The organism is Nocardioides sp. (assembly GCF_044226305.1).
Classification (GTDB): domain Bacteria; phylum Actinomycetota; class Actinomycetes; order Propionibacteriales; family Nocardioidaceae; genus Nocardioides.
On the sequence record NZ_JBGAHF010000002.1, the window covers coordinates 1 to 21,367 of the forward strand.

At 74.8% G+C, this 21,367-nt stretch carries 16 protein-coding genes; 7 read left to right on the top strand and 9 right to left on the bottom strand.

Features of this window, described 5'->3' with window-relative positions:
* Positions 1-467: 467 nt before the first annotated feature.
* Genes ACILQ5_RS02115 through ACILQ5_RS02130 form a run of 4 tightly spaced genes read right to left on the bottom strand, consistent with a single transcriptional unit; the run spans position 468 to position 7,953 of the window.
* Positions 468-3,158, bottom strand: a complete 2,691-nt coding sequence (locus ACILQ5_RS02115) for an FtsX-like permease family protein (RefSeq protein WP_395656317.1) — start codon at positions 3,156-3,158, stop codon at positions 468-470.
* Complete coding sequence (locus tag ACILQ5_RS02120) at positions 3,155-6,322, bottom strand: FtsX-like permease family protein (RefSeq protein ID WP_395656318.1); 3,168 nt, start codon at positions 6,320-6,322, stop codon at positions 3,155-3,157. The genes ACILQ5_RS02115 and ACILQ5_RS02120 overlap by 4 nt, the downstream gene beginning before the upstream one ends.
* Before the next feature lie 12 nt (positions 6,323-6,334).
* The gene (locus ACILQ5_RS02125; protein WP_395656319.1) at positions 6,335-7,033 is read right to left on the bottom strand and encodes an ABC transporter ATP-binding protein; all 699 of its coding nucleotides are present in this window, start codon (positions 7,031-7,033) and stop codon (positions 6,335-6,337) included.
* Positions 7,030-7,953 (bottom strand): ATP-binding cassette domain-containing protein, encoded by a 924-nt coding sequence (locus tag ACILQ5_RS02130; RefSeq protein WP_395656320.1) that lies wholly within the window; start codon positions 7,951-7,953, stop codon positions 7,030-7,032. Before ACILQ5_RS02130 ends, ACILQ5_RS02125 begins: the two co-directional genes overlap by 4 nt.
* 295 nt (positions 7,954-8,248) lie before the next feature.
* Between ACILQ5_RS02130 and ACILQ5_RS02135 the strand changes: the two genes are divergently transcribed.
* On the top strand, positions 8,249-9,046 hold the full coding sequence (locus tag ACILQ5_RS02135; RefSeq protein WP_395656321.1) for a metallophosphoesterase family protein: 798 nt from the start codon (positions 8,249-8,251) through the stop codon (positions 9,044-9,046).
* A gap of 36 nt (positions 9,047-9,082) precedes the next feature.
* Here the strand turns inward: ACILQ5_RS02135 and ACILQ5_RS02140 are convergent, their stop codons facing one another.
* Both ACILQ5_RS02140 and ACILQ5_RS02145 read right to left on the bottom strand, forming a co-directional pair.
* Positions 9,083-9,907: an alpha/beta fold hydrolase gene (locus ACILQ5_RS02140; protein ID WP_395656322.1), complete on the bottom strand. Its 825-nt coding sequence runs from the start codon at positions 9,905-9,907 to the stop codon at positions 9,083-9,085.
* A gap of 111 nt (positions 9,908-10,018) precedes the next feature.
* Entirely contained in the window at positions 10,019-10,405 is a 387-nt protein-coding gene (locus tag ACILQ5_RS02145) for a hypothetical protein (protein WP_395656323.1), read from the bottom strand.
* Between the two features lie 167 nt (positions 10,406-10,572).
* Between ACILQ5_RS02145 and ACILQ5_RS02150 the strand changes: the two genes are divergently transcribed.
* From ACILQ5_RS02150 to ACILQ5_RS02160, 3 genes are all read left to right on the top strand, one after another.
* Complete coding sequence (locus tag ACILQ5_RS02150; RefSeq protein ID WP_395656324.1) at positions 10,573-11,727, top strand: exonuclease SbcCD subunit D; 1,155 nt, start codon at positions 10,573-10,575, stop codon at positions 11,725-11,727.
* Positions 11,724-14,360, top strand: a complete 2,637-nt coding sequence (locus ACILQ5_RS02155) for an AAA family ATPase (RefSeq protein WP_395656325.1) — start codon at positions 11,724-11,726, stop codon at positions 14,358-14,360. The genes ACILQ5_RS02150 and ACILQ5_RS02155 overlap by 4 nt, the downstream gene beginning before the upstream one ends.
* A 107-nt stretch (positions 14,361-14,467) precedes the next feature.
* Complete coding sequence (locus tag ACILQ5_RS02160; RefSeq protein WP_395656326.1) at positions 14,468-15,574, top strand: hypothetical protein; 1,107 nt, start codon at positions 14,468-14,470, stop codon at positions 15,572-15,574.
* 24 nt (positions 15,575-15,598) lie between these two features.
* Here the strand turns inward: ACILQ5_RS02160 and ACILQ5_RS02165 are convergent, their stop codons facing one another.
* Together ACILQ5_RS02165 and ACILQ5_RS02170 are read right to left on the bottom strand one after the other, a co-directional pair.
* Positions 15,599-16,069, bottom strand: a complete 471-nt coding sequence (locus ACILQ5_RS02165; RefSeq protein WP_395656327.1) for a pyridoxamine 5'-phosphate oxidase family protein — start codon at positions 16,067-16,069, stop codon at positions 15,599-15,601.
* Positions 16,070-16,399: 330 nt separating this feature from the next.
* Positions 16,400-16,876 (bottom strand): CoA-binding protein, encoded by a 477-nt coding sequence (locus ACILQ5_RS02170; RefSeq protein WP_395656328.1) that lies wholly within the window; start codon positions 16,874-16,876, stop codon positions 16,400-16,402.
* Positions 16,877-17,051: 175 nt separating this feature from the next.
* Between ACILQ5_RS02170 and ACILQ5_RS02175 the strand changes: the two genes are divergently transcribed.
* Positions 17,052-18,575, top strand: coding sequence for a TldD/PmbA family protein (locus tag ACILQ5_RS02175; RefSeq protein WP_395656329.1), 1,524 nt, complete (start codon positions 17,052-17,054; stop codon positions 18,573-18,575).
* The gene (locus tag ACILQ5_RS02180) at positions 18,575-19,960 is read left to right on the top strand and encodes a metallopeptidase TldD-related protein (RefSeq protein ID WP_395656330.1); all 1,386 of its coding nucleotides are present in this window, start codon (positions 18,575-18,577) and stop codon (positions 19,958-19,960) included. The genes ACILQ5_RS02175 and ACILQ5_RS02180 overlap by 1 nt, the downstream gene beginning before the upstream one ends.
* On the opposite strand, the gene ACILQ5_RS02185 is transcribed toward ACILQ5_RS02180, so the two are convergent.
* Positions 19,929-20,747: a CHAD domain-containing protein gene (locus ACILQ5_RS02185; RefSeq protein WP_395656331.1), complete on the bottom strand. Its 819-nt coding sequence runs from the start codon at positions 20,745-20,747 to the stop codon at positions 19,929-19,931. The two genes, ACILQ5_RS02180 and ACILQ5_RS02185, sit on opposite strands and share 32 nt — an antisense overlap.
* Positions 20,748-20,840: 93 nt before the next feature.
* Here ACILQ5_RS02185 and ACILQ5_RS02190 point away from each other — a divergent pair, with 93 nt between their 5' ends.
* Positions 20,841-21,359 (top strand): hypothetical protein, encoded by a 519-nt coding sequence (locus ACILQ5_RS02190; protein WP_395656332.1) that lies wholly within the window; start codon positions 20,841-20,843, stop codon positions 21,357-21,359.
* The last annotated feature ends 8 nt before the right edge of the window (positions 21,360-21,367 follow it).

Below are 21,367 nucleotides of genomic sequence, written 5' to 3' on the forward strand. Positions count from 1 at the left end.
AGTTGCGGATGTCGCAACGCAGCGGTGGGTGAGCCACCTTTCAAGCGTTGGGTTTGGTGGAACACTCACCGCTGCCCCGTGTCGGCGCCGACCGCCGGTGAGCTGTCCACCGATCTACTCCGCGAGAAGGTGGACAGCGCACCGCCGCCTGAGATCCGCTCATGCCGCGACCCGGGCGTCCGATCTCGCCGAGGGTCGCGCGTCCCGATCGGCCGAAGGTTCGTAGACCGACGGGCAGAGGTCGCTTGGCGACGAGTGTCTGAGCGTGGGCAGGGTCGAGGTGTGGAGTTCTGCCCGTCGGTGTACGAGGAGCCGTCGCACCTAGGCCGTCCTCCGACCGGATCTGCCGCGGGTCGGGCACGCGATCGTGCCGGAAGGACGCGGCCTCGGCGGTGCCCGCCTCGGCGTACGCCACCTGCGGGTTCCGCCCCGCGCCACATCTGCTGCTGAGCCGCAGCCGGTGACGCTCAGCTGCGCAGCAGCTCGGCCAGGACCCGTCGGCGCAGACCACGCCACTCCGACAGCGCGACGACGCCCGCGCTGAGCACCACGGCGCAGCCCGCGAGCAGGCTCCACCAGGGCACGACCACCTGCGGTGTCACGGCCTGACCGGTGATCCGCTGCAGCGACAGGGACCCGGCGGTGGCGAGCACGCTGGCGAGGCCGAGCGCGAGGCCGGTCAGGGCAGCGACCGCTGCCGTCGACAGGAGCTCACCGGACAGCACCCGGCGCAGGTCGCGGTCGGCCAGGCCGAGCGAGCGCAGCCGCCCGAGCGACAGGCCGCGGGCCGGGGCGTCGGCGGCCGCTGCGAGGACCACGCCCAGGATGGCGAAGACCAGGAGGGGCACGGATGCCGCCGCGGCGAGACCGACCACTGCTCTGGCGAGCGGATCGTGCCGGCGGGCGTCCAGCTCACCGGCGGACGTCGTGACCGATCCGGCCCCGTCGCCGATCACCCGCAGCGCCTGGCCCGCACCCGGTCCGACCGCCCACACGGTGTCGGGCGTCGCGACGACCCCGGCCCGGCCCAGGTCACCGGCGTCCACGACCACCACCGGGGCGACCGAGGCCTCCACGCGGGGAGCAGCGCCGACGACGTCGAGCTGGACCGAGCTGTCCCGCCAGTGCAGGACCGGGTGCTCGCGCAGGTCCGCCGACCCTCCGAGCAGCAGTGCCGGCACCTGGTCCGCGCGGCTGCCGCCGAGCCGGGCCAGCTGGGGCGCGTCGGGCAGCGGGCTGCTCGCGAGGAGCCGCTGGTAGGCCGCGGCGTCGACGACGACCATCCGCACCGGCGCGGCGGTGCGGTCCGAGACGAGCCTCGCGCCGTCGTCGACGAGCCCGTCGGCGGCGGCCAGCACCCCCGGTGCGCGGGCGACCTCGCGGACCGCCGACCGGAGGCCCGCCTCAGGAGCCGGTCTCAGGCGCGCGTCCCCCCCGACGGCGAGCAGCGCCCCGGCCTCCTGACCCTGGTGCTCGGTTGCGGCCAGGGCGACGCCGAACGTGAGCTGGGCGACGGCGACCGAGACCGCCAGCACGGGGAGCACCCGGCCCGCCGTCTGGCTCAGGCGGGCGGTGACGAGCAGCCCGACGCCGTCCACCGAACGGCGCGCCGCCCGCAGGCCCAGCCGCACCGCCGGCGTCAGCAGCCGGACCACGACCACGGTGCCGGCGACCGCGCACAGCGTGGCCGCGGCCGCGGCCGTCAGACCTCCCCACCCGCTCTGGTCGACGACACCGCGCTGTCGCAGGGCCGTGAGGGACAGCGCCGCAGCAGCCAGCACGGTGACCTCCACCGCCAGCCTCCGGGCTCGCCGCGTGCGGTCGATCGCCCGCCGGGCCGACCGGTTCGCCGGCACCCGCCGGACGCTCGTCGAGCGCGCGGCCACGACGGCGCCGTACACCGGAGCCGCGAGGACCGCGACGGCGACGACCGGCACGGCCCACGCCCACCCCACTCCACCGACCAGCAGGTCCGCGGCGACGAGCCCGAGGGTGGTGCCGACGGCCGCGACCACGACGGCCTCGACGAGGAGCTCGCCCGCGACCTCCACCAGCGAGGCGCCCCGCTCGCGGGCGACGACGATCGGTCCGCGCCGGCGACTGACCAGCAGCTGCGCCGCCAGCGCGAGCACGAGCAGGGCGGAGGCGACCAGTCCGACCAGGACGACCTGCGCCTGACCCTGGGCCGCCGTGACCTGGTCGCGCGCGTTCGTGAGCACGGCGCCGAGCGCGCTGTCCCAGGTGAGGCCGGTCGCCGTCGCGTCCGCGGACACCTGCAGGTGCGCGACCTCGCGCGTGATGGCCTCGGTGTTGCGCCAGCGCACCACTGCCGACCGGGTCGGGAAGGTGACGTGCCGGGCCAGCTCGTTGGACGGCACGGCGAGCTGCAGGTCCGGCAGTGAATCACTCGACACCAGGGCGCCGCCGGTGACCTGCTCGACGCCCTGGAGGTCGCCGCGCGCAGGGTCGAGCAGCTCGGGCGAGAGCTGCCAGGCGGCCGCCTGCGGATCGGTCGCGGCGTAGACGCCGCTGACCCGGATCCGGATCGGTTGGTGCTGGTCGTCCTCGCCCGGCAGGCGGTCGCCGGGTCCGATCGCAAGAGCGCGCGCCACCGGGCGGGACACGGCCACCTCGACCGGCCACGGCGGACCCCCGCGCTCGACCTCGACGGGACCCTCGTCCGCCGGGGCACCCGGCCGTGGAGCCCGCCCCTCCAGGTACCTCACGGCGGGCGAGCCGTGCGGGGTGTCGAGGTAGGTCAGCACGAGGTAGCGGCCCGGGCCGTGGTCCAGCAGGTGGATCTGCGGCGTCGTGACCGAAGCGATGCCGGGGTCCAGCATCGCCGCCAGACGGGCGGGCAGGGCGGCCTGCGCACGCTCCGCGGTCCGGCGGACCTGGTCGGCCGCGCTCGGGTCACGGGAGAAGTCGACCGAGCCGTAGGGGTCGCGCGGCGGGGAGGCGACCACGGCGCCGTCCAGGCCGGCGTCCTCTACGGCCGCCGCGACCGCCCGGTCGGCCGCGTGGTCGCCCACCGGTGCGACCGAGGCGGTCAGGAGCGTCGTGACCGCCACGACCAGTCCCATCAGGACCAGGAGGGGTGCGTCGCTGCGCAGCCGCCCGGCGATCGTGGGCCCGTGCAGGCGTGGCCGCCGGATCATGCCGTGTCCCCTGACGACAGCCGCGCCGGGTCGGCCCGGCGGACGTGCGCGACGGTCAGGACGGTGGCGATCGCCAGGACGCCGATGAACGCGCCGACCGTGAGCAGCAGCTCGGCCTGCCAGGGCCACACCTCGACGGCCGGTGGGACCGGCGCGCCGCCGAGGTCCGAGCGGATCAGCTCCGGGCTCAGCGCCCACGACGTCGCCCTGCCGACCAGCGCGCCGACGAGCACCACCGGGAGGAGGAACAGGGCGTTCTCGGTGACCAGCACCCGTCGGGCTCCCTGTGACGACAGTCCCAGCGCTCGCAGGCGGGAGACCTCCGTCGTACGCCGCTGCCGGTCGCTGGCCAGCAGCAGGCCGGCGCTGAGCAGCAGCATGAGGACGGCGGCGGTGACGAGGGTCAGCAGCGCGGTCGGCAGGGCGATCCGCAGCGGCCCGCTGGCGAGCCCGTCGGCGAGCCCGGCGCGGGTGGTGACCTCGCCGACCCCGAGCCGCGCTGCCTCTCGCACCGTCCGCGGCGACGGGTCGGCGACCCACCACGCGTCGATGCCGGGGTCGAGGTCGCCCGCGTCGACGAGCGCGCGGCTCAGCAGGTCGACGTCGGCGAGCACCGCGAGCCGCCCGGGTGCGGACGGGACGTCGGGCACGATCGCCACCACCTCGAGCGGGATCCGCCTGGTGTCGATGCTCGCCGTCAGCCTGGCCCCGACCGGGGCGTCCACGGCGTCGGCCAGGTCCTGGGAGACGGCCACCGGCACGCGGGGCGGCGCCGGGATGGCGGTCACGAGGAGCTCGTTGGTCGAGTAGCCGAAGTAGGCGAGGTTCGCGCGGGCCGTGGTGCGCACGACGGTGCTCGCGCCGGCGGACCGGACCGCGACGTCCGCACCGGACAGCAACCCGCTGTCCTCGGGCCTCGCCGGGAGCACCGCCCATGCCGCGGGCCGCGTGCCGGAGACCCGGCCGGGGACCCGCACCGACACCGCCACCGGCGCCGTCCGGGGCACGCCCGGGCCGTCGAGACCGAGGCGGACGCCGACCAGCTCCTGCCCCCGAGCGACCGGGCCGGTCCAGGTGACCCGGTGCAACCGCCCGTCCATCGGCACCGGGAGGGCACCCACGGAGCTGCGGAGGCCGGCCGCGTCCTGGAGGACCGCCGTCACGGTGACCTGCAGGTCCGCTCGAGCCGGGGCCGTCGCCTCGACCCGGACGCCCGCGCCGTCCGGGCGCAGCGGGACGCCGTGCACCGGCTCCGACGGGGCGATCTGGTCCCCGATCTGCCCCCAGGTCCTCCCGTCGCCGAGCCGCCCGCCCAGCAGCTGCTCGGCGTGCGTGGCGTCCACGCCCACCAGCACCGGGGGGTCATCGCCCTGGCCGACGAAGGTGCCGAGCGTCAGCGGGCGGTCGACGACCGGGGAGACGATCCCGTCGAGCGCGCCCCGTCGTACGGCGGACTCGACGGCTGTCGTCGCGCGATGGCCGGCGGTCGCGGCCGGGACGATGGAGAGGTCGGTGCCCAGGAGCAGCGCCGCCTGGTCGTCCTGCGACTGCTCCCAGGTCGCCCGCAACCCGATCCCGAAGGTCCCGGCGGCGACGGCGGCCGCGATGGCGACCATGGCCGTGCCCGAGTGCGGACGGCGCGCGGCCTGCTGGGCCGCGAGCGGCACGACCAGGCCCCGCGAGCGGGTCGCGGCCCGCGCCGCGGCGCCGAGGGCGACCGGCACCAGGCGGGTCGCGAGCACCGTCACCGCGGCCAGGCAGAGCACCGGCGCCGCGGTCAGGACGGTGTCGGCGTTCGTGGCCGGCTGCGAACGCACCTGCCACCAGCAGACGATCGCCACGACGGCAACCAGGACGTCGAACCCGCCCCTGACCACCCGACGCCGACCGAGCCGATCCGTCGCGGTCCCGGTGTCGAGGGCGGTGAGGACCAGGGTGCAGGCCAGCAGGATGCTGGTGACCAGCACCCCGGCCACCAGCGGGAGCGTCACCACCGGGTGCTGGGCCAGCCCAGCCGCTCGCATGCCCGGCAGGTGCGTCGTGAGCGCGGCGTGGATGAGGGTCGCGGCCGGGACCGCCACCCCCGCGGCAACGGCCGAGAGCAGTCCTGCCTCCGCGAGGGCGGCCGTGACCTGCTGGCGCCGGCTCTGCCCCAGGGCCACGAGCAGGACGCGCTCGTCGTCACGTCGGGACGCGACGAGCCAGCCGGCGAGGATCGCGGCCACGACGGCCAGGGCCGCGCCGAGCAGCACGACCACCAGGACGGTGGACCGGGTCGTGTCCTGCTGCGCGTCGATCCTGGCGAGCGTGCTCGGCAGGTCGGACCCCACCCGGGTGATCCGCACCCGGTCCCCGACGCCGGCGGTCAGGAGGGTCGAGGCGCGACCGAGGCCCCCGACCGCGTCGTCCAACCCGGGACGGTCGGCCAGGGAGAGCATCGGGCTCGCGGTGACCCGGAGGCCGGTGACGTAGGAGCCGCTGGCGCGGAACGCGTCGTCGCCGACCACGACCGGGCCGTACGCCTGGAGCCGGGTCGAGCCGATGGGCCAGTCGGCGGAGTGCCCCTGCCCGTGCAGCGGGTCGGTCCCCCACTGGCCGTCCAGACGAGGCTGGAACGTGCCCACCACCACGACGGTGACCGGCGTTGCCTCGCTGGTCACGCCGGTCAGCCCGACCTCGTCGCCCAGGGCCAAGGTGTCACCCACGTGCAGGCCGAGGAGCCGGGCAGCGGTGGCCGGCAGCACCGCCTCGGGCCGCGCGCCGCTCGGGTCGCCGGGCCAGCGTCCGGACACCAGGGCCGCTCGGGCCGCGAGGTCGTCGTCGGTGGCGAGGTAGGCGAGGCGGTCGTCGCCGAGGTCTCGCATCGGGCCGACGGCGTCGGTGGTGACGGTGGGACGCATCCCAGCCAGGTCGTCGGTGACGATGCGCGTGGCCAGGGACCGAGCGTCCTGGAGCTCGCTGCCGGGAAGGTCGACCAGGAACGCGGTCACGTCGACATCCTCGGGCTGGGTGCGCTCGACCTCGGCGTCGAAGGCCCGGGCCTGGGTCACGCTCACCAGCAGGATGCAGACCCCCACGAGGCAGGCGGACGCCGCGATCAGTCCGACGACGGCGGCGAGCATCCCTCCCTGCACGCGGGCACGCCGGAGGCCGAGGGTCAGCACGGGCCCGTCATCTCAGCCGTGGACCTGGCCGTCGGCGATCGTGAGGACGCGGTCGGCGAGCGCCATCATCGTCGGGTCGTGAGTGGCCACGACCGCCGTGATCCCCTCGGAGTCGACGATGGCCCGGAGCAGCGCCATCACCGCCGTGCCGGTCTCGGCGTCGAGCTGGCCGGTCGGCTCGTCGGCCAGGAGCAGCCGGGGCGAGCCGGCGAGCGCTCGCGCGATCGCGACCCGCTGCTGCTGGCCGCCCGAGAGCTCGCCGGGCAGCTGCTGGGCGTGGTCGCGCAGCCCGACGAGGTCGAGCAGCAGCTCGACGCGCTGCTCGCGCTCGGCCACCGGCGTCCGCCGCATCCGCAGCGGCACGCCGACGTTCTCGCTCGCCGTCAGTGCCGGGATCAGTCCGAAGGTCTGGAAGACGTAGGAGATCGACTCGCGGCGCAGGCGGCTGAGCCCGGCGTCGTCCAGGGCCGCCAGGTCCGCGCCGACCACGTGCAGCGTCCCGCTGTCCGGGTGGTCGAGGCCGCCCAGCAGGTTGAGCAGCGTGGTCTTGCCGGAACCCGACCGGCCCGCCACCGCGACCATCTCCCCGGGCCCCACGTCGAAGGAGACCTCCCGCAGGGCGTGGATCGTGGTGGGCCCCGAGCCGTAGGTGCGGCTCAGTGACCGGACTGCGATGACGGGGTGGGCCACCGGGGCATCGGGAGAGGTCACGCGTTGCCGCCACGGTCGTCCGAGCGGATCTCCACGTGGTCGGCCGTCAGGGCCAGCCGGACCCGGCGGGACAAGGCGAGCGCCTCACGGAACTCCCGCGGCACCTGCACCCGGCCGGCACGGTCCATGACGGCGTACTCCTCGGCGGTCCCCGGGCCGTGGCCGGTCGTGCCGTCGCGCAGGGTCTCGCTGCTCGTCCGACCGTCGCGGATCGCGATGCTGCGCGCCACCTGCCCGCTCACCCCGACGTCGTGCGTGACGACCACGACCGTGGCCCCGAGCTCGCGGTTGGCGGTGCGCAGAGCGGTGAAGACCTCCGCGGCGGTCTCGGTGTCGAGCTCACCGGTCGGCTCGTCGGCCAGGAGCACGCGCGGCCGGTTCGCGAGGGCGACCGCGAGCGCGACGCGCTGCTGCTGGCCCCCCGACATCTGGTGGGGCCGGCGATCGGCACAGTCCGCCACCTCCAGCGTCTCGAGGACGCCGTCGGCACGGCCGCGGCGCTGCTTGCGCGGCACGCCGGCGATGGTCAGGGGCAGGTCGACCATCTGCCGCGCTGTCAGGTAGGGCACCAGGTTCTGCGTCGACTGCTGGCGCACGAACCCCACCACGTGCCGGCGGTAGCGGACCCGGTCCGAGCGGCTCATGTCCACCAGGTCCTGGCCGGCCACGCGGGCCCGTCCGGCCGTCGGCGCATCGACCCCGGCGAGCACCTGCAGCAGCGTCGACTTCCCGGACCCCGAGGCTCCGACGAGCGCGACCATCTCGCCCTCGTGCACGAGCAGGTCGAGTCCCTGGAGCGCCTGCACCTCGACGCTCTCGGTCTGGTAGATCCGCACCAGGTTGTCGCACACGATCAGCGCGTCGTGTCCGAACTCCGCCTCGCGCGGTGCGGCCGCCGGCAACGCGAGCTCAGGTCCCATGCGTTCCTCCCCCGTCGACGACTGCGCGACCCACCCTGCGGTCCGCATCCTGGGTGTGCGCGCGGAGCCGCTGGCCGCCTCCGGTTCGTCCACGTGGCCCGATCCCGTCGACCTGCAGACAACATATGCGCTGACGCCGCAGGCGGTGGCTGATTACGTCCTGGCGGGGTGTGCGCGCCGCGAGTGTCGGCGCGCACCCACGTCCTGGCCGGAACGCCACCCACCCGACAGTGGTTGGCCGAGGCAGGGCGGCACCGCGGACCAGCACCCGGGGTCGGTTCCGTAAGGTCACGTGGTGACTTCTGCAGCCGCGCTGGACCGGATCGCCCTCCTCTCCGACGTGCACGGGAACCTCACGGCGCTCGATGCGGTGCTCGCCGACATCGACGCCCGTGGGATCGAGCGGATCTTCAACCTCGGCGACTACGTCGGGAAGGGCCCACGGGGCCGCGAGGTCGTCGACCGGTGCCGCCAACGGTGCGAGGTCAACATCCTGGGCAACTGGGACGACTTCCTCCCCGATCCCGACCGCACCTTCGACAACGACGCGCTCACGTGGTGGCTGCACCAGCTGGGTCCGGGCCAGGGCGAGTGGCTGCGGTCGCTGCCCTTCTCCCACGACTTCACGATGAGCGGCCGGCGGATCCGGCTCTTCCACGCCTCGGAGGACACCGTGCACCGACGGGTCCGGTTCGACCACGACGAGGCCGAGTTCCTCGGGCTGTTCACGAACACCGCCGCCACCGGCGACGGCCCGGTGCCCGACGTCGTCGGCTACGCCGACACCCACGACCCCTACTACGAGACCGACCGCGAGCGCCGCACCGTGTTCAACACCGGCAGCGTCGGCAACTGCATGGGCGACCCCACGCCGGTCTACGTGATCCTCGAGGGCGTCATGGACAGCACCGAGGACGCGCCGTTCTCGATCTCGTTCGTCCGGGTCCCCTACGACTGGGAGGCCGAGCTCGAGGTCGCGGCCGCCATGGGGATGCCCGAGCTGGAGGGCTACGTCGTCGAGGTACGCGACGGCATCTACCGCGGCAACCTCAAGGCCGGCGAGGCCCCGGACTACCACCGCCGGCCGCGCTGACCGGCCGATGGGATGACGCGGTGCGGGCCGGGCGAGCTACTGCTGGGCGCGCGCGATCACCTCGTCGATCGCCGGTCGCACCTCCGCCGGCGGGATCTCGTGCGGTGCCTCGACCTGACTGGACCGACCCTCGCCCCACCGCCGAGCGACGTCCTCGGCGATCTGCTCGTAGGCCGGGTAGGTGCGCGCGCAGATGTCGTCGGGGCTGTCGCACTGCGCCACGGTCGAGATGAGGACGTGCAACGGGACGGTCCGCGGTGCCGGGGACTCCTCGACGAGCCGGCTGATGTCCCGGTAGTCCAGCGACTCGCCGTTCGAGCCCTCGAAGTAGGCGGTCTCGTCCTCGCGTTCGCGCGGGGTCATCGCCGGGAAGGCGAGCGTCGACCACGCCTGCCAGGGAGGCACCGGGTTGATGGCCACGACGCCGGCGGTCTCCTGCGGGTAGGCGGCGGCGTACGCCTGGACCAGGAGACCCCCTGCCGAGTGTCCGACCAGCAGGTACGGGCCGGGGACGTCGGCCGCCTCGAGCAGCCCGTGGAGGTCGGACACGAGGTCCCTGCCCGTGCCGACGCGATCGTAGGAACACACCCTCATCCGGGACCGGTAGGCGTCACCGATGCCCGAGAGGGCCTGAGGAGGAGCGCCCTCGCCGACCTCCAGGACCATCGTGGTGTCACCCTCACCCGTGCAGTCGAGGACGAGCTCCCTCCCGCCCACGCTGAAGGTTCCGCTCGGGGCCGCGCCGCCGCCCGACGAGCGATCGGGACCGCCGGCGGAGCCGTGGCCGCACGAGGCGAGCACGAGCACCGCGAGACCGAGCCCCATCGGGACCGCCCGCCTGCCCGCACCCGGCGCAGTCATCCGTCCAGTGAACCGCATCCCCACCGCGGCCGCCTAGGACCAGCCCCGCGGCGGGAGCCCACCCGGGTCGGCCGCGGCGCGGGCTGCCGCCGCGAACCGCATCCGTGCCGGTCAGGCCGGCTCGTCGTCCGGTGCCGCCGCCAGCCGGTCGCGCAGCAGCGTGCCCAGCCGGTCGACCGAACCGCTCATGGCGTCCAGCTCGTCGGCACCCACGATCGTGCTCCAGTCCTCGCCCGCCCGGGCGAGCACGACCGGTGCTCCGACGCGGGCCACGACGGCGGCGAGCCCTGCGTCCAGCTCGTTGCGGTGGAGGAGCCGGATCGGCACCGACAGCCGGGCCGCCATCGCGTCCCAGGCCGGCTTGCGACGCCAGGGCGAGTGGGTGATGTCGCACAGGGAGCAGTGCCGCGTGCCGCGCAGCCTGCCCCACACGTACGCCGCCTCGCCGAGCAGCCCGCCGTCAGCGTCGTACACGCCCACGAGCTCGGTCACCAGCACCTCACCGACGCTACCCGGGCACGGGGAGCGCCGGTCCGTGTCGCCGGTCCGTGTCGCCGGTCCGTGTCGCCGGCCCCGGGACCCGTTCCGGAGGAGCGGTCCAGGTGGCGGGCACCCGGTCGGCGCGCCGCACCAGCACTGTCGGCGGGCGCTCCTAGCGTTGCGGTGTGCGCATCCTCCACACCTCCGACTGGCACCTGGGCCGGTCCTTCCACCGTGAGGGGATGCTCACCCACCAGGCGGCGTACGTCGACCACCTGCTCGAGGTGGTCGCGACCGAGCAGGTGGACCTGGTGGTCGTGGCCGGCGACGTCTACGACCGCGCGCTCCCCCACGTCGACGCGGTGCGTCTGGCCGACGAGGCGCTGGCGAGGCTGGCGGCCAGCCGGGCGAAGGTGGTCATCACCAGCGGCAACCACGACTCGGCGCAGCGGCTCGGGTTCAGCTCGCGACTCATCGACGCGGCCGGGGTCTTTATCCGCACCGACGCCGGCACGGTCGGCACCCCGGTGCTGCTGGAGGACGAGCACGGCCCGGTGGCGGTGCACGGCATCCCCTACCTCGACCCCGACGCCGTCCGCGAGCCCTGGGGGCTGGCCGGGCGATCCCACGAGGCGGCCCTGACCGAGGCAATGCGGCGGGTGTGCGCGGACACCGCGCGGCGCGGCGCCCGCACCGTCGTCCTCGCCCACGCGTTCGTCGCCGGCGCCCGGCCCAGCGAGTCCGAGCGCGACATCAGCGTCGGCGGTGTCTCGCTGGTGCCGACCAGCGTCTTCGACGGCGTCGACTACGTCGCGCTGGGCCACCTGCACGGTCGGCACACCCTCACCGAGACCGTCCGCTACTCCGGGTCGCCGCTGGCCTACTCCTTCTCCGAGGCCACCCAGGTGAAGGGCTCGTGGCTGGTCGACCTCGGCCCGCGCGGGGTGAGGAGCGCTGCCTTCGTGCCGGCCCCCGTGCCCCGCCGGCTGGCGCGGTTGCGCGGCACCCTCGCGGACCTGCTGGCCGACCCCACCCACGCCGCCCACGAGGACGCGTGGGTGCAGGCCACCCTCACCGACGAGGTCCGACCGCTCCAGGCGATGGAGAGGCTGCGCGCCCGGTTCCCCCACACGCTGGTGCTCGGCTTCGAGCCGGCCGCCGGCGAACAGCGGGCCGTCCCCGTCGCCTCGCCCCACGGCCGCTCCGACCACGCGATCGCGCTCGACTTCGTCGAGGCCGTGCGTGGCACCCCCGCCTCCGCGGCCGAGGCGGCCCTGCTCCGCACGGCCGTCGATGCCTGCTGCGAGGACCCCGACGTCGACGTGCTGGTGGGCCGATGAGGCTGCACTCGCTCGAGGTCACGGCGTTCGGCCCGTTCGCCGGCACGGTGCACGTGGACTTCGACCACCTCTCCGACGCCGGGCTGTTCCTGCTCTCCGGGCCGACCGGCGCCGGCAAGACCAGCGTGCTCGACGCGGTCTGCTTCGCGCTGTACGGCGACGTCCCGGGCGACCGCGGCAGCGCCAAGCGGCTGCGCTCGGACCAGGCCGCGCCCGACGTGCAGCCTCGGGTGGTGCTGGAGGCGACCCTGTCGGGCCGGCGGTTCCGGCTGGTGCGCTCCCCGTCGTGGGAGCGCCCGAAGAAGCGCGGCACGGGCCTCACCACCGAGCAGGCGTCGGTCGTGGTCGCCGAACGCGTCGACGGGGCCTGGACCACGTTGAGCACCCGGCTCGACGAGGCCGGCCACCTGGTCACCCGCCTGGTCGGCATGAACCTCCCGCAGTTCACCCAGGTCGCGATGCTGCCCCAGGGTCGCTTCCAGGCGTTCCTCCGCGCCCGGTCCGAGGAGCGCCACCACCTCCTCCAGCAGCTGTTCCGCACCGGTCGCTTCGACGCGGTCGAGAAGTGGCTGCGTGAGCACCGCACCGCGCTGCGCAAGCGGGCCGAGGCGGCGGACGCCGTCGTCGCCGACCTGGTCAGCCGCGTCAGCGAGGCGGCCGGCGTCGAGGCACCGGAGCACGACCACGCAGGATGGGCGCGCGGCCTGCTCGACCGGTCCGCGTCGCACGCGAGCGACGCGGCCGTCGCGGCCGCCGAGGCCGCCGAGGCAGAGCTCCTCGCCCGCGCCGCCCTCGACGAGGCCCGCGCTCTCGCCGAGCGCCGCGCCCGCTGGGAGGCCGCCACCGCCGAGCACCAGCGCCTGCTCGCCGGTTCTGAGGAGCACGCCGCCTCCGTCGAGCGGCTCGCGGCGGCCCGGCGCGCCGCCGGGGTGGTCCCGCTCCACCAGGTCGCGCGCAGCGCCGCCCGCGCCCGCAGCGCCGCCCGCGCCGCCGTCACCGAGACCGACCGCGACCGGGCGGAGGAGGTGCTCGCTGCCGCGGTCGACGGCGCCGCCCGGATCCGGGCGCTCCAGCCACGCGCCGAGCGCCGGCACGTCGTCGAGGCCGAGATGACGCGGATCCGACGTCGCAGCACCGAGCTGGCCGAGGCCGCCGACCGGGCGCGCGCCGAGACCCGAGAGCTGGTCCGCAGCCTCACCGCCCGGCTGGCCGCCGCCGAGCACGCCCACGCCGAGGCCCGCCGACTGACCCTCGACCTGCGCGAGCACGCGATCGCCCTGCGCGAGCAGCGGGTCCGCGAGATGGCCGGCGAGATCGCCGCCGGCCTCGTCGTCGGGGCATCCTGCCCCGTGTGCGGCTCCTGCGACCACCCGCACAAGGCCAGCGCCACCGCCGGCGCGCCCGACGAGGACGCCGAGCGCGCCGCACAGCGCGCCGCCGACGACGCGGCCGCGACCGAGTTCCTCCGGCACGCCGAGGTCCACGACCTCACGACCGAGCTCGTGGCTGCGACCGACCGGGTCGACACGGTCCCCCCGGAGCTCGCTGCGGAGTCCGCCGCCGTCGCGGCTGCTGCCGAGGCGCTCGCGACCGAGGCCGCGGCCCTCGACGCCGAGCTGGCGTCGTACGACGAGGAGCTGCTCGCCGCGCACCAGCGGGCCGAGCGCGACGCCCGTGCCGCGCTCGCCGCGCTGGACCGGCTCGTCGTCGCCGAGGCCGCGCTCGCCGAGGCGGAGGCGGCGCTCGCGGTCGCCGTCGTCGAGACCGGTTTCGGGTCGGCCGACGAGGCCGTCGGCGCCGCGCTCGACCGCGGGTCCTACGACGCGCTCGCGCGGCGGGTCGCCGAGCACGACCGCCGGCTGGCGTCGGTGCGCACGGTGCTCGAGGAGCCCGGTGCCGCCGAGGCCGCCGCCCTGGCGCTGCCGGACGTGACCCTCCTGACCCGCCGGCACGGCGAGGCGCTCGACGCGCTCGGCACCGCGCGCGCCGCGGAGGACCGGTGGGCGGGGCTGGCCAGGCGACTGGCGAGCCTGGTCACCGAGCTCGACGCGGCGCTCGCCGGGAGCTCTCCGCTGCGTGCGGAGCTCGACCTGGTCACGTCGCTGTGTGCCTTCGTCGAGGGCAAGTCGGCCGACAACCGGCTGCAGATGCGGCTGTCGGCCTACGTCCTGGGCTACCGGCTCGGTCAGGTGGTCGCCGCGGCCAACGTCCGGCTCGCCGGGATGAGCGACCAGCGCTACTCCCTGGAGCACACCGGACGCCGCGGCGCCGGGGAGACCCGCGGCGGCCTGAGCCTGCTGGTGCGCGACGACTGGTCCGGCGAGTCCCGCGACCCGGCGACGCTGTCGGGCGGCGAGACGTTCGTGGTGTCGCTGGCGCTCGCCCTCGGGCTCGCCGACGTCGTCACCCAGGAGGCCGGCGGCGCCGACCTCGACACCCTGTTCGTCGACGAGGGGTTCGGGTCGCTGGACGCCGACACGCTCGACGACGTGATGGACACCCTCGACTCGCTTCGCGACGGCGGCCGGGTCGTCGGCGTGGTCAGCCACGTCGCCGAGATGCGCGACCGGATCCCGACCCAGCTCGTGGTCCGCAAGGACCGCCGGGGGTCCACGCTCGACGTGAGCCGCTAGCACCGAGCGCTCCGGCCCTTCCCTCCCCGGACGCGCCTCCGCGGGCATACCGTGACGTCCGTCAGCCGCCGTCAGCCGCCGCCAGCCGTCGTCACCGAAGGAACCCGATGAGCCTCCCCTGGACCCCCGACGAGGTCGCCGACCTGCCGACGATCGGCGACCGGGTCGACACCCTGACCGACCAGTCCCGGATCCCCGGCGGTCCCGGCGCGCGGCTGCGCGTCGTACGGCAGGAGGCCACGGCGTTCCGCCGCGAGGTCCCCGGCACCGGCACCCCCGACAGCATCGTCACCTGCGACCTCGTCACGCTGCCCTACCCCACCCGCTTCGGCCTGTTCCGGGCCTCCCGGTCGGTGGCGCCGTTCCTGTCGATCACCAACCGGATGCTCGTCATCCGGTGGTCCGACTCGGGCGGGACGCGCCGGATCCTGCTCTTCGAGCCCAGCGACTGGGAGCTGGGCCGCTACACGCCGTACTTCGACAGCGTCGCCCAGCGCACCCCCGAGGTCGTGCAGCGCCAGGTCGTCACCGAGCACGGCACGGTCCGGCAGCACCTCGGTCGGCTCGGGATCGCGCCCGAGGACGTCGACTACCTCATGTTCGACCACCTGCACACCCAGGACCTGCGCCGGTGGGTCGGCACGACCGCGCACCAGGACGACCTCGGCGAGCAGCCGGTGGCGGTGTTCCCGAACGCGAAGGTGATCGTGCAGCGCGACGAGCTCGCCGGCATCGCCGACCTGCACCCGCTCCAGAAGCCGTGGTACCAGCCCGCCACCTACGCCGACGTGCCCGCCGAGGCGTTCCTGCCCATCGAGGGCTCGGTCGTGCTCGGCCCCGGCGTGGCCGTGGTCAAGACCCCGGGCCACGTGTTCGGCAACCAGAGCCTGGTGCTGAACACCGCAACCGGCATCTGGGTCTCCAGCGAGAACGTCATCGCCGCCGAGGCGCTCACGCCGGAGCACTCGCGGCTGCCCGGCGTCGCGAAGTGGTCCCGGTCCTGGCAGCAGGAGGTGGTCCTCAACGCCAACACGGTCGAGACCACGGCCGACCAGTACAACTCGATCATCCTCGAGAAGACCCTGGCCGACCGCAGCCAGACCGACCCGCGCTTCCTGCAGTTCTTCCCCTCCAGCGAGCTGACCGGGGCCTGGACCAACCCGGGCACCCGGCCGACCTTCGTGCACCGGGCGATCACGCACTCGTCCGCCTGAGCCGGGTCTCCCCCGAGCCGTGGGTCAGACGTCGACCCGGCCGTGGTCCGCGTCGTAGGTGTCCCCGGTCAGCTTGGTCTTGGCGAAGCTGAGCAGCGAGGCGACCTTGCCACCCGGCGTGTCCCAGTACTCCCCGTGCTCGACGTCGACCCGCAGCAGCACGGCGTTCGGGTCCTCGGTTCCGCCGGGCAGCCAGGCCTCGGCGAAGGTGTTCCAGAGCTCGGCGAGCTTGTCCCGGTCGTCGACCACGGTCGCGCGGCCGTAGACCGCGACCCAGCTGTCACGGGCCGAGAAGGTCAGCGCGACCCGGGGGTCGGCGGCCACCGCCCGGGTGTGCTCGGTGTCGCGGGCGGTGATGAACCACAGCTCGGCCGACGGCTCGACCTCCTGGCGGGCCATCGGCACGCTGCGCGGGCCCTCGGGGCCGTAGGTCGTCAGCATCCCGATCGGGATGTCGTCGAGCAGGTCCACGAGCTTCTTCTGGTCGTCGGTCATGGCCGACCGGTACCCGAATCCCCCTCGCCGACTCCCGGGGCCGCGCCCGCGGGACGTCATCCGAGGTGGCGGCCCGGGCGACCAGGTCGTATGACGTCCCCGGGGCCGCCCGCCGGACGTCATCCGAGGTGGCGGCCCCGGCAACCAGGACGTATGACCTCCCCGGGGCCGCCCACCGGACGTCATCCGAGGTGGCGGCCCCGGCAACCAGGACGTATGACCTCCCCGGGGCCGCCCACCAGACGTCATCCGAGGTGGTCACCCCGACGACCAGGGCGTATGACGTCCCGAGGCCGGCCGCCGGACCGTCCCCGGGGCGGGGCCGCGGCCTCAGACCTTCCGGGGCACGTTCCTGGTGAGGGTGAGGACGGGGCGCATCATCTTGTGCCCGACGTCCGCCGTCGGTCCGAACATGCACGGGCAGCCGCCGTCGATGACGGTGATCCCGTGGGCGCGGCCGTCCGCGGCGGCCGCCGGCGACACGCTGCCGGCACCGGGCCCGCGGTGCATCCACACGTGCTTGACGCCCAGCTCGGCGCACTCACGCATCGTGTCCGCACCATGGGCGGGGCTGGTGGCGATGACCACGGCGTCCACCCCACCCGGCACCGACCTCAGGTCGGGGTAGCACGGGTCGCCCTCGACCCGGTCGGCGTTCGGGTTGATCGCGAACACCTCGTAGCCGCGGTCCTTCAACCGCTGGTACACCACGTTGCTGCCGTGGCCCTGGGGGTTGCGCGACACCCCGGTCACCGCGATCCGGTGCTGGGCCAGGAACTCCGACGTGGCCTGCTTCATGGTCAGCATGACGACCTCCTCGTACGACGCGCTCGCGCACCGCACCCCGGCGCGGTGCCCTGGGGCCCACCCTCGGCCGGGCACCGGGCCGCGGGTAGGGCCGAACGCAGGTGATGCAGGGAGACCTCCGACCCGGGACGCGGGCTGCGGGTCCGGGACCCGGTGGTCGGGTACGTTCGCCCCTATGCCAGGTCCGGCGATCGATCCGTCCTTCACCGCCCTCCCCTACCGCAGCCTCGGGGACGCGGCCCTCACCCGGGCCGGCGAGCTCGGCGCGACCCACGCGGACTTCCGCTTCGAGCGGGTCCGCTACCAGGAGCTCACCGCCCGCGACGGCGTCCTCCAGGGCGCCAGCGACCAGGAGGACCTCGGGTTCGCGGTCCGCGTGATCCACGGCGGGTCCTGGGGCTTCGCCGCCGGCGTGGTCCTCACGCCAGAGGAGGCGGTCCGGGTGGCCGAGAGGGCGGTCGCCGTGGCCCGGGTCGCCGCCCGGATGACGAGCGCGCCGGTCGAGATAGCGGCCGAGCCGACGTACGACGACGTCACCTGGGTCTCGTCGTACCGGATCGACCCGTTCGACGTGCCGGTGCCGGAGAAGGCGGCCGTCCTCGTGGACTGGACGGACCGGCTGCGCAGCGGGGCCGCGGTCGACCACGCCTCGGCGCACCTGCTCCAGGTGCTCGAGTGCAAGTACTACGCCGACCTCGGCGGCACCCGCACCACGCAGCAGCGGGTCCGCCTCTTCCCCGGCTTCGAGGCGATGGGCGCCGGCGCCGACACCTTCGACTCGATGGCGAGCATCGCACCGCCGGTGGGCCGCGGCTGGGAGTACCTCACCGGCGGGCCGGACGAGGCCTGGGACTGGGACGCCGAGCTCGACGAGGTGCCCGAGCTGCTCGCGGAGAAGCTCAAGGCCCCCAGCGTCGAGGCCGGCACGCACGACCTGGTGATCCACCCCTCGAACCTGTGGCTGACGATCCACGAGTCGATCGGCCACGCCACCGAGCTCGACCGGGCGCTCGGCTACGAGGCCAACTACGCCGGCACCTCGTTCGCCACCCCCGACCTGCTCGGCACCCTGCAGTACGGCTCCCCGGTCATGAACGTCACCGGCGACCGCACCGTCGAGCACGGCCTGGCCACCATCGGGTACGACGACGAGGGCGTCGCCACGCAGCGGTGGGACATCGTCCGCGACGGCCTGTTCGTCGGCTACCAGCTGGACCGCGCGATGGGGCACCTGCACCCGGAGCTGAACGGCGGTCGCTCGAACGGCTGCGCCTACGCCGACTCCCCCGGCCACGTCCCCATCCAGCGGATGGCCAACGTGTCCCTGCAGCCGGCACCGGGCGGTCCGTCGACCGAGGAGCTGATCGGCCGCGTGGAGCGCGGGCTCTACGTCGTCGGCGACCGGTCCTGGAGCATCGACATGCAGCGGTTCAACTTCCAGTTCACCGGCCAGCGCTTCTACCGGATCACCGACGGCGAGCTGACCGGCCAGGTCCGCGACGCGGCCTACCAGGCCACCACCACGGACTTCTGGCGGTCGATGGAGGCGGTCGGCGGTCCCGACACCTGGGTGCTGGGCGGCGCGTTCAACTGCGGCAAGGCCCAACCCGGTCAGGTGGCCGCCGTGAGCCACGGCTGCCCGACCGCCCTGTTCCGAGGGGTCCGCATCCTCAACACGACCGAGGAGGCCGGTCACTGATGACCACCACCGCGTCCCTGGCCCAGACCTTCGTCGAGCACGGTCTCGCCGCCTCCGCGGCCGACGACTGCATCGTCATCGTCCGGGACCGGACCAGCGCCAACCTGCGCTGGGCGAACAACACCCTCACGACCAACGGGGTGATGTCGGCGGTCGACGTCACCGCGATCTCCTTCGTCGGCCGGTCGACCGCCTCGCTCACCGGCAGCGTGACCACCCGGCAGGGCGTCACCGAGCTGGTGCGCGCCGCCGACGCCGCGGCCCGGGCGGCCGCGCCTGCCGAGGACGCGGCCGAGCTCGTCCGCGACGTGACGTCGCCGGACTGGGACGACCCGCCGGTGCCGACCGACATCCACGTGTACGACGCGGTGGCGCCCGCCCTCGGCGAGGCGTTCACCCGCGCCGCGGGCGCCGGTCGGGTGCTGTACGGCTTCGTCAACCACGAGTCGACCACGACCTACCTCGGCTCGACGACCGGGCTGCGGCTGCGGCACGTGCAGCCGACCGGGCACGTCGGCTGCACCGCCAAGAGCGCGGACCTGGGCCGCAGCGCCTGGGTCGGCGCCGCGACCCGGGACTTCACCGACGTCGACCCGCTGGCGATCGACGCCGAGCTCGAGCGCCGGCTCGGCTGGGCCGGGCGCCGCGTCGACCTGCCGGCCGGTCGCTACGACACGATCCTGCCGCCGACCGCGGTCGCCGACCTGATGATCGACGCCTACTGGGCTGCCGGGGCCCGGGTCGCCTGGGAGGGCCAGTCCGTCTACAGCAGCCGCGGCGGCGGCACCCGGATCGGCCAGCGGGTCGCGCGCGAGGGCGTGCACCTCTGGTCCGACCCCGCCCTCGAGGGCCAGGCCTGCCTGCCCTTCGTCGTCGCGACCCGCTCGGGCAACAGCGAGTCGGTCTTCGACAACGGCCTGCCGCTCGGCCGCACCGACTGGGTCCGCGACGGCGAGCTCGCCGCGCTCGTCCAGACCCGGCAGTCCGCCACGATGACGAGCCAGCCGGTCACGCCGTACGTCGACAACCTGGCGCTCTCGGTCGACGGGGCCACGGGGTCGGTCGACGACCTGGTCGCCGGTACCGAGCACGGCCTGCTGCTGACCTGCCTGTGGTACATCCGCGAGGTCGACCCGCAGACCCTGCTGCTCACCGGCCTGACCCGCGACGGCGTCTACCTCGTCGAGGGCGGCGAGATCACCGGGGCGGTGAACAACTTCCGGTTCAACGAGAGCCCGGTCGACCTCCTCGGGCGCTTCAGCCACGCCTCCGCGACGGTGCCGGCGTTCAGCCGCGAGTGGGGCGACGACTACTTCTCGCGGACCGCCATGCCGGCCCTGCGGGTGCCCGACTTCAACATGTCGAGCGTGTCGCAGGCCCAGTGAACGACTCCCACACCCGGTCGAAGGCGGCGTCGAGCTCCTCGGCGCGCTGCTGCGCCCGGGCGTGCAGCCGCCCGTAGGTGAACGTGGTCTCGCCGGCCGCCTCGGCCGCGGCGGCCAGGTCCAGCAGGTGGGTCCGGACCAGCACGGTGTCCTGGCGCTCCCCCAGCAGCTGGGTCAGGCTCTTCGCCCCCTCGACCACCCGGCGCGCGTCCTTGCCGCCGTCGGGCTCCCACAGCTCCGCCGCGTAGCGGAGCCGCTTGGCGCCCTTGCGGACCAGGTGCATCGCCACGTCCCGGTCCGCGGCCGCCGCCACGGCGTCGTGGCGCCGGACGACCCGGTCGACCTCCTTGCGGACCCGGCGGCGCAGCACGGGCTCCTCCGGCCGGGTGACGGCAAGGCCGGCGAGCGCGGCCCGCAGCGCGGCGTACCGCTCGGACCCGAAGACGTCCGGGACCGCTCGCGTGCCGCCGTAGGTCCGCTCGACCCGGGCCCGCGCAGCGGTCGCGACCAGGCCGGGAGGCTCCTCGGCCAGCATCCGGGTGAGGATCTGGTGGACGACGTGCCCGTCGCGGGCCAGGCTCAGCTCCTGCCCGAACCAGCGCAGCTCGGCCGCGAGCGCATCCGCCGCGGCCCGGTCCAGCACCGGCCGGTAGGTCGCCAGCAGCGCCCGCAGCCGCCGGCACGTCACCCGGGCCCGGTGCACCCCCTCGGGGTCGTGCTGCCGGGCCTGTGCCTCGCGACGGTCCAGCTCGGCCAGCAGGTCGAGGAAGCGGGGGTCGGCGGACACGTTCACATCATGGTGCAACCGGATGCCCGGCTCGGGCGTACCCCTCCTGTCAGACCACGACACACCACACACCACGACACAGGAGAGAGAACGATGCGCAGCACCCAGCTGATCACGGGCGTCCTGGCCGTCGTCGCGACCACCGTCCCCCTCGGGATCGGCGGCGCGGCGCAGGCCGGCGAGGCCACCACCACCCACGAGCGCGGGATCGTCGTCGAGTGCACCGGCACGGTGCACGGCCGCGACGTCTTCACGAGCGTCTACGAGAACGACACCTTCGCCAACGTGCTCCAGGTGCTCGTCGGCGACGACGAGCAGCAGGTCGGCGGCAGCCGGACCGACCGCGACGGGTTCCTGGACCACGGACGCGTGCGCGCCGCGATGCAGGTCGACGGCAAGCGGGCGCTCGTGACCGGCACCGCGCGCCGGGTCGGCGACCGGATCCCGGTCAGCGAGGAGCAGGACGACGCCGGGCAGCACGTGACCGCCACCGGCTTCCAGCGCAGCCTCGACACCGACCTGACGCTGACCTGGCGCGGGGCGACCGTGCCGCTGGACTGCGCGACCGCGTTCGCCTACCGGCTCACGGTCACCAAGGAGCCCATCGAGTAGCCGAGAGC